General features: G+C 63.1%; 7 protein-coding genes and 2 tRNA genes. 4 read left to right on the top strand and 5 right to left on the bottom strand.

The window, feature by feature from the left end:
• Positions 1-1,109 (top strand): aminomethyltransferase family protein (locus tag EOA27_RS18270; RefSeq protein WP_145970398.1); only part of this gene is annotated, 1,109 nt, incomplete at its 5' end.
• A gap of 48 nt (positions 1,110-1,157) precedes the next feature.
• Here EOA27_RS18270 and EOA27_RS18265 read toward each other — a convergent pair.
• The 5 genes from EOA27_RS18265 to EOA27_RS18250 all read right to left on the bottom strand — a co-directional run bounded on the left by EOA27_RS18265 (position 1,158) and on the right by EOA27_RS18250 (position 4,388).
• Positions 1,158-2,075, bottom strand: a complete 918-nt coding sequence (locus EOA27_RS18265; RefSeq protein ID WP_245491116.1) for an allantoinase PuuE — start codon at positions 2,073-2,075, stop codon at positions 1,158-1,160.
• A 27-nt stretch (positions 2,076-2,102) separates the two neighbouring features.
• Positions 2,103-3,179, bottom strand: a complete 1,077-nt coding sequence (locus tag EOA27_RS18260; RefSeq protein ID WP_245467014.1) for a histidinol-phosphate transaminase — start codon at positions 3,177-3,179, stop codon at positions 2,103-2,105.
• 202 nt (positions 3,180-3,381) lie between these two features.
• Positions 3,382-3,639, bottom strand: a complete 258-nt coding sequence (locus tag EOA27_RS18255) for a hypothetical protein (protein WP_189343111.1) — start codon at positions 3,637-3,639, stop codon at positions 3,382-3,384.
• A 151-nt stretch (positions 3,640-3,790) separates the two neighbouring features.
• Positions 3,791-3,961: a hypothetical protein gene (locus tag EOA27_RS40755; RefSeq protein ID WP_189343112.1), complete on the bottom strand. Its 171-nt coding sequence runs from the start codon at positions 3,959-3,961 to the stop codon at positions 3,791-3,793.
• Between the two features lie 352 nt (positions 3,962-4,313).
• Positions 4,314-4,388, bottom strand: a tRNA-Asn gene (locus tag EOA27_RS18250).
• A gap of 207 nt (positions 4,389-4,595) precedes the next feature.
• Here EOA27_RS18250 and EOA27_RS18245 point away from each other — a divergent pair.
• From EOA27_RS18245 to EOA27_RS18235, 3 genes are all read left to right on the top strand, one after another.
• On the top strand, positions 4,596-4,856 hold the full coding sequence (locus EOA27_RS18245) for a hypothetical protein (protein WP_126082274.1): 261 nt from the start codon (positions 4,596-4,598) through the stop codon (positions 4,854-4,856).
• A gap of 164 nt (positions 4,857-5,020) precedes the next feature.
• A tRNA-Cys gene (locus EOA27_RS18240) sits at positions 5,021-5,094 on the top strand.
• Positions 5,095-5,186: 92 nt separating this feature from the next.
• Complete coding sequence (locus EOA27_RS18235; RefSeq protein ID WP_127256831.1) at positions 5,187-5,861, top strand: protein-L-isoaspartate O-methyltransferase; 675 nt, start codon at positions 5,187-5,189, stop codon at positions 5,859-5,861.
• Positions 5,862-5,996 lie beyond the last annotated feature (135 nt).

Genomic DNA, 5,996 nt, shown 5'->3' with positions numbered 1-5,996 from the left:
ATTTCGGCTGGGAGCATCCGTTGTGGTTCGCCGCGGCAGGCGAGCCGCGCGAGGAGACGGTCGGCTTCACGCGCCAGAACTGGTGGGGGCCGGTCGGCCGCGAGGCGCGCATGCTGCGCGAGCATGCCGGCATCATCGACATCTCCAATTTCGCCAAATACGAAGTGAAGGGCCCGGGCGCGGAAGCCTGGCTGAATGCGCTCTTCGCCAACCGGATGCCGGCTAAGGTCGGCAACTCCTGCCTCACGCCGCTGATCGGCAAGCGCGGCGGCATCGCCGGCGACTTCACCGTGACCAGACTGGCGGAGGACGAGTTCATGGTGATCGGCTCGGGCATGGCCGAGCGTTTTCATCAGCGCTTCTTCAAATCGGTGCCGCTGCCCGAAGGCACAACCTTCCGCTCGCGCACCGAGGAGCTCGGCGGCTTCAATGTCGCCGGACCGAAATCGCGCGAATTGCTGCAGCGGCTCACCAATGACGACCTGTCGAACGAGGCCTTCCCCTTCATGCGCTCGCGTCAGATCACCGTGGCCGGCGTCGATGTCGTGGCGCTCAGGGTCTCCTTCACCGGCGATCTCGGCTGGGAGCTGCACTGCAAGGCTGCCGACCAGGTCGAGCTCTACAGCGCGCTGCTCAAGGCGGGCGCGGAAGTCGGCGCCGGGCCGGTCGGCTCGCGGGCGCTGATGTCGCTGCGCGTCGAGAAGGGCTACGGCAGCTGGAGCCGCGAGTACTCGCCGGAATACTGGCCGCAGGAAGTCAAGCTCGATCGCCTGATCAAGACGGACAAGGACTTTCTCAATCGCGACGCCTATCTCGCCGTCGCCGAGAAGCCGGCGCGGGACGAGCTTATCATGCTTTCCGTCTCGGCCAAGGATGCCGACGCCACCGGCGGCGAGCCGATCTTCCTGCCGGACGGCACGCCGATCGGCCAGGTGTCGTCGGGGGCCTATGGCTATTTCGTCGACCAGTCGCTGGCGATGGGCTACGTCAAGGCCGGAACCGCCAAGGCCGGCGACAAGGTGACCGTCGCCATTCTGGGCCGGCCGCATGACGCGGTGCTGCTGGCGCATCCGCCCTTCGACCCGGAGGGCAAGCGGCTGCGGTCGTAGGGGCAGCCGTCGCCTGAGACCGCCAGGCGGCGATTGCCGCCGGCCGCCTCAGTCGCCGAAGCGGCTCAGCCAATGGCGGGCGATGTCGGAGCGGCGGCAGACCCAGATATCGGGATTGGCGGTGATCTTGTCGAGGAAGCGCTCCAGGCCGATCATGCGGCCGGGACGCGCAGCCAGCCGGCAATGCAGCGACACCGTCATCATGCGCGGTGTCTTCTGGCCTTCTTTCAGCAGCCAGTCGACGCCGTCGCTGACATAGTCGAAGAACTGGCTGCCGGTCTCCAGACCGGAGCCGCGCGAAAAGCGGCTGTCGTTGTTGTCGAAGCTGTGCGGCACGACCAGATGCCGCTTGCCGCCGACATCGACGAAATAGGGCAGGTCGTCATTGTAGTCGTCGCAGTCGAACAGGAAGCCGCCATGCTCGACGACCAGCCTTCTGGTGTTGAGGCTTGGCCGGCCGGTGTACCATCCGAGCCGATCGATGCCGGTGATCGTGCGGACCGCGTCCACCGTCATGGCGATGTGCTGGCGCTCTTCCTCTTCGCTGAGCGGCGCGTAGTCGATCCAGCGCCAGCCATGGCAGCCGATGTCGCTGCCGAGTGCCGCGCTCGCCTTGCCCGCGGCCGGGTTTAGCTCCAGCGCGCGTCCGACGATGTAGCAGGTGGGAATGACACCCTTGTCCCGGAACAGCGAGATCAGCCGCCAGACGCCGACGCGCGAGCCGTATTCGTAAAGCGATTCCATGTTGCGGTTGCGCAGGCCGGGCACGGCGGGCGCGACGGCAAGGTCGGACAGGATCGTTTCGGAAACACCGTCACCTTCGCCGATCGAGTATTCGGCACCTTCCTCGTAATTGACGACAATGTTGAGCGCCAGTTTCGCGCCACCCGGCCACTCAGCCTGCGGAGGCCGCTCGCCATAACCGATGAAATCGCGGGCGGGCAGATACGGCATGTCTGACGTCACGTCTTGAAATCCCCTCGGATGAAGCCCTTACCAGCATTGCCGGCCGCGCAGGACGGTGAGCACGCGCAGCGTGCGATCCATGACGTCCTGCGGCCCGATCGTGATGCGCAGACAATCGGTCAGGCCGTAACCGGTGAGGCCGCGCACGATGATGTCGGCGCCGCGCAGGGCATTGTCGGCCGCCGTCGCTGCCGCGGCGTCGGCAAAGCGCACCAGCACGAAATTCGTCCGGCTTTCCGGGACCTCGTAGCCAGCCGCCCGCAGGCCTTGCGCGAAGCGATCGCGGGTGTCGGCGGTGCGCGCCACGATGGCACGCGTATAAGCCCGGTCCTCAACGGCCGCGACGGCCATGGCAAGGCTGACCGTCGAGACTTGGTTCGAGTTTTGCATCTTGCGCACTTCGGCGGCGAGCTGGGGCGCGAACAACCCCCAGCCGACGCGCGCGCCCGCCAGCCCGTATGCCTTGGACAGACTGCGCAGGACGACGGTGTCGCCGCGTCCGGCCAGCGCGAAGATTGCCTGCGGATCCTGATCGTCGAATTCGCCATAGGCCTGGTCGATCATCAGGAGAACGTCGCCGGGAAGCGCCGCGCGCAGGCGCAGCAGCTCGGCGTTCTTGATGCGCGTGCCGGTCGGGTTGCCCGGATTGCAGACGAAGACGATGCGCGTCTGCGGCGTGAGCGCCGCCAGGATGGCGTCGATCGAGACTTCATAGCCGCGCTCCTGCGCCTTGACATAGGTCGCCCCGACACGGGCTGCCGCCGAGGCAGCAAAATTATAGGCATAGTCCGTGCCAAGCACGTCCGCGCCGGGACCGGCGAAGGCCGCAATCGTGCAGGCGATCAGCTCCATCGAACCGGCACCGCACAGGACAAGGTCACGCTCGACGCCATAGGTTTTTGCGATGGCCTCGCGCAGCAAGGTCCAGTCTGGGTCCGGATAAAGATGGCTGCGCGCCACGGCATCGCGGCCGGCCTCGATCGCCTTGGGGCTGGGCGGGAAGGCGCTCTCGTTCTGCGCCAATGTCGGGCGGCCATAGCCGCCGAAATTCGCCAGCGCGAAAGCGGACATGGCCTCGATATGGGCGGTGGCTTTCAGGGGCACGGCATGGTCCGGCGATCGGCTTGTCGGCAAGGTGTTTGAGCGGAGGCTAAGGCAGGGTGGCCGAGCCGCAAAGCAAAATTCGGCGGTGCAATGGGTAAGGGAATTTGGCCCATGCGGGGTGGGTGGCGCCGGTCCTGGCTCCGTTCCCTCAACCAGGCGGGCCAGCCAGCTTTGTGCTGCTCGGTGTTTTCGCCAGAGATGGCTACATGTCGTATCGGGGGACCATCTTCGGCGACCGCAGTTCCTGGGCCATTTTTGCCGCCTGGAAGATCGTCATAAGGACGTAGGTCGTTTCACCTTCGGTCGAGTTTATGGCCAAGACCACTCGGCCAATCTCGTCACTCATGGCGCAAGACCAATCCTTGACTGCAATCGCCCGTTTCCACGCCATGTCCCCCTGCCTTTCCTTCGCGAGGTTATTTGGCGTCGTAAAAACCAGCAATTTGGACTGAATGCCCATTGCGTTGGGCCTAACGTCGTTGGCTAACCAGCAAGCTAGTGCTCCTGAATTTCAGCAGCCCGTGGCTGAATGCAAAAGGAAGGTGCGCTGTCACTGTGATCTTGCAATTGGTTATCAAGATTGTCATCAACTCTGCGCGGCGTTCAGGGTTTCAACGCGTCGCGATTGACGGTGATGGCTTCCACCCGAAGCCTCCAGGCATATCCAACGCAGCGCTACGGAAACTTCGCTCGACTTCAGCGGTATAGGTGCCGTCGTTCTCGAAACGGTCCCAGAGAATGAAGCCGATAATGAGCGCGATGACGAACAGGGGCCAACGCATCGGACAGTCCCTCAGATGCCCGACCGATATTTTCTGCCAGGGACTCATAAATACAAGCTATTGCTAATATATAGTGACTTGGCGCGACAGCTACCTATGACCGGGAACTAGGACTGGTCGCCAGGTTGCCGGCTGGGCGAATCGCCCAAGTCTGGACTGGGGGCACGAAAATTCCATCGCCGATGTGCCCTCTGCAGGCCGATCCGCTCATCAAAAACGCGATCCATGGTGCCAACTCTCCCTTCGAGCGGTTCCGGTGTAGATCGGCACCCAGCGAAGTCGAGTTGTATAGATATGCCGCAGATCAGCCGATTTTGGCTGCTCTGAAAAACTCTGAAGATCTTGGAATTGTTGGCTCCCCGGGCCGGATTCGAACCAGCGACCAACCGGTTAACAGCCGGTTGCTCTACCACTGAGCTACCGGGGAACGGAGGCTCTGACGTGAGTGGCGCAGCCTATAGCAAACACCTTTCGGCTTTGCAAAGCAGCATTTCGCAATTTTTCTCCAGTTTTTGATGCGGCTATTTGTGCCATCGTTCGGCGCGCCCACATATGAAGGGCTTCACACCGGCATGGAACAAAGCGGCCGGTCATCGCCTTGACATGGCTCAGGCAGCGGATGGGATTGGTTTGAATGACCGCAGCGGACGATGACAACGCCCCGGCACGGAAGATTTCGATCTTAGGCCGCGAGTTCACGATGCCGCGCTCGCGCGGCTGGCGAATCGCCATCGGCATGCTGCTTACCCTTGGCGGGCTTCTGGGCTTTCTGCCGATTCTCGGCTTCTGGATGATTCCGCTCGGTCTCCTGGTTCTGTCCTATGAATTCGCCATGATCCGACGCCACCGGCGGCGTTTCATCGTCTGGTGGGAACGTCGGCGTCGACCCGACTGAGAGGCAGGGACGGCTGCACCACGGCGATACCGGAGTCGCGACAACCGATTGGTAATCACCACTTTGGCCGCTCCATGCGAAAGCATCGGGAATGACGCGCCGCCGCTTGACGACCTTTGAGCGTCAACATAATGAGTTCGCTCGGAACGCCGGGAGCATTGCGAGGCCTCGTGGCGGAGTGGTTACGCAGAGGACTGCAAATCCTTGCACCCCGGTTCGATTCCGGGCGAGGCCTCCAGATGCTTGCGGGCTCCAGCGCAATCGCGCCGGAGCGGGGTTCCAGTCGAAGTTTTAGCCGCGCGTTTGGCGCGGAGAGCGGATTGTTGGGACATGAGCGCTGATTTTTCCGAACGCCGCGTGAAGATGGTCGACGGCCAGGTCCGCACCACCGATGTCACCAGCGCGCCTCTCATCGAAGCGATGCTGAGCGTTCCGCGCGAGGCCTTTGTCGACGCCGGGCAGCGGGATCTGGCCTATATCGACGAAGACATCCGCATTTCGAACGGCGCCAATGGCAGCGGCCCACGCTACCTGATGGAGCCGTCGCCGCTCGCCAAGCTTTTGCAACTGGCCGAGATCGACGCGAGAGATTCGGTGCTCGATGTCGGCTGCGGCAGCGGCTATTCCGCCGCATTGCTGTCCAGGCTTGCCCGGTCCGTGGTGGCGCTGGAAAGCGATCCCGCGCTGGCGGAGACCGCGAAATCCACGCTGTCCAGCCTTGGCTGCGAGAATGTTACTGTGGTCACCGGGCCGCTGCCGCAGGGGCATGCCGCTAAAGCGCCCTACAACGTCATCTTCGTCGGCGGCAGCGTCGAGGAAGTGGCGCCGGCGCTGCTCGACCAGCTTGCGGAAGATGGACGCCTGGTTGCGGTCGAGGGACAAGGCAACTCTGGCGTGGCCCGGCTGTTTTTTAAAGCCGGGGGGGTTGTAACCGGAAGACGAGCCTTTAATGCGGCAATTAAGCCACTACCGGGCTTCGAACGTGCTCACGCGTTTGAATTCTGAGCGTTTTTGCCTTGCAGCGAAGGCGCTGTCATGATCGCTTGCGCCTGACAATCGTTGCTGATTTGGTTAACCGGGCGTTTCGGGAGGCCGTCAGCGGGGGAACGATAAACAACGCGGCGCCGGTCGATCCGTAAG

The organism is Mesorhizobium sp. M2A.F.Ca.ET.037.01.1.1 (genome assembly GCF_003998075.1).
In the GTDB taxonomy this organism is placed as follows: domain Bacteria; phylum Pseudomonadota; class Alphaproteobacteria; order Rhizobiales; family Rhizobiaceae; genus Mesorhizobium.
This window is presented reverse-complemented; position numbering and strand designations above follow the sequence as displayed.

Excerpts from the sequence above, each read along its gene's own strand:
- EOA27_RS18255 (WP_189343111.1), bottom strand. The coding sequence starts at position 3,639 with ATGGGCATTCAGTCCAAATTGCTGGTTTTTACGACGCCAAATAACCTC.
- EOA27_RS40755 (WP_189343112.1), bottom strand. The coding sequence starts at position 3,961 with ATGCGTTGGCCCCTGTTCGTCATCGCGCTCATTATCGGCTTCATTCTC.
- EOA27_RS18245 (WP_126082274.1), top strand. The coding sequence starts at position 4,596 with ATGACCGCAGCGGACGATGACAACGCCCCGGCACGGAAGATTTCGATC.
- EOA27_RS18235 (WP_127256831.1), top strand. The coding sequence starts at position 5,187 with ATGAGCGCTGATTTTTCCGAACGCCGCGTGAAGATGGTCGACGGCCAG.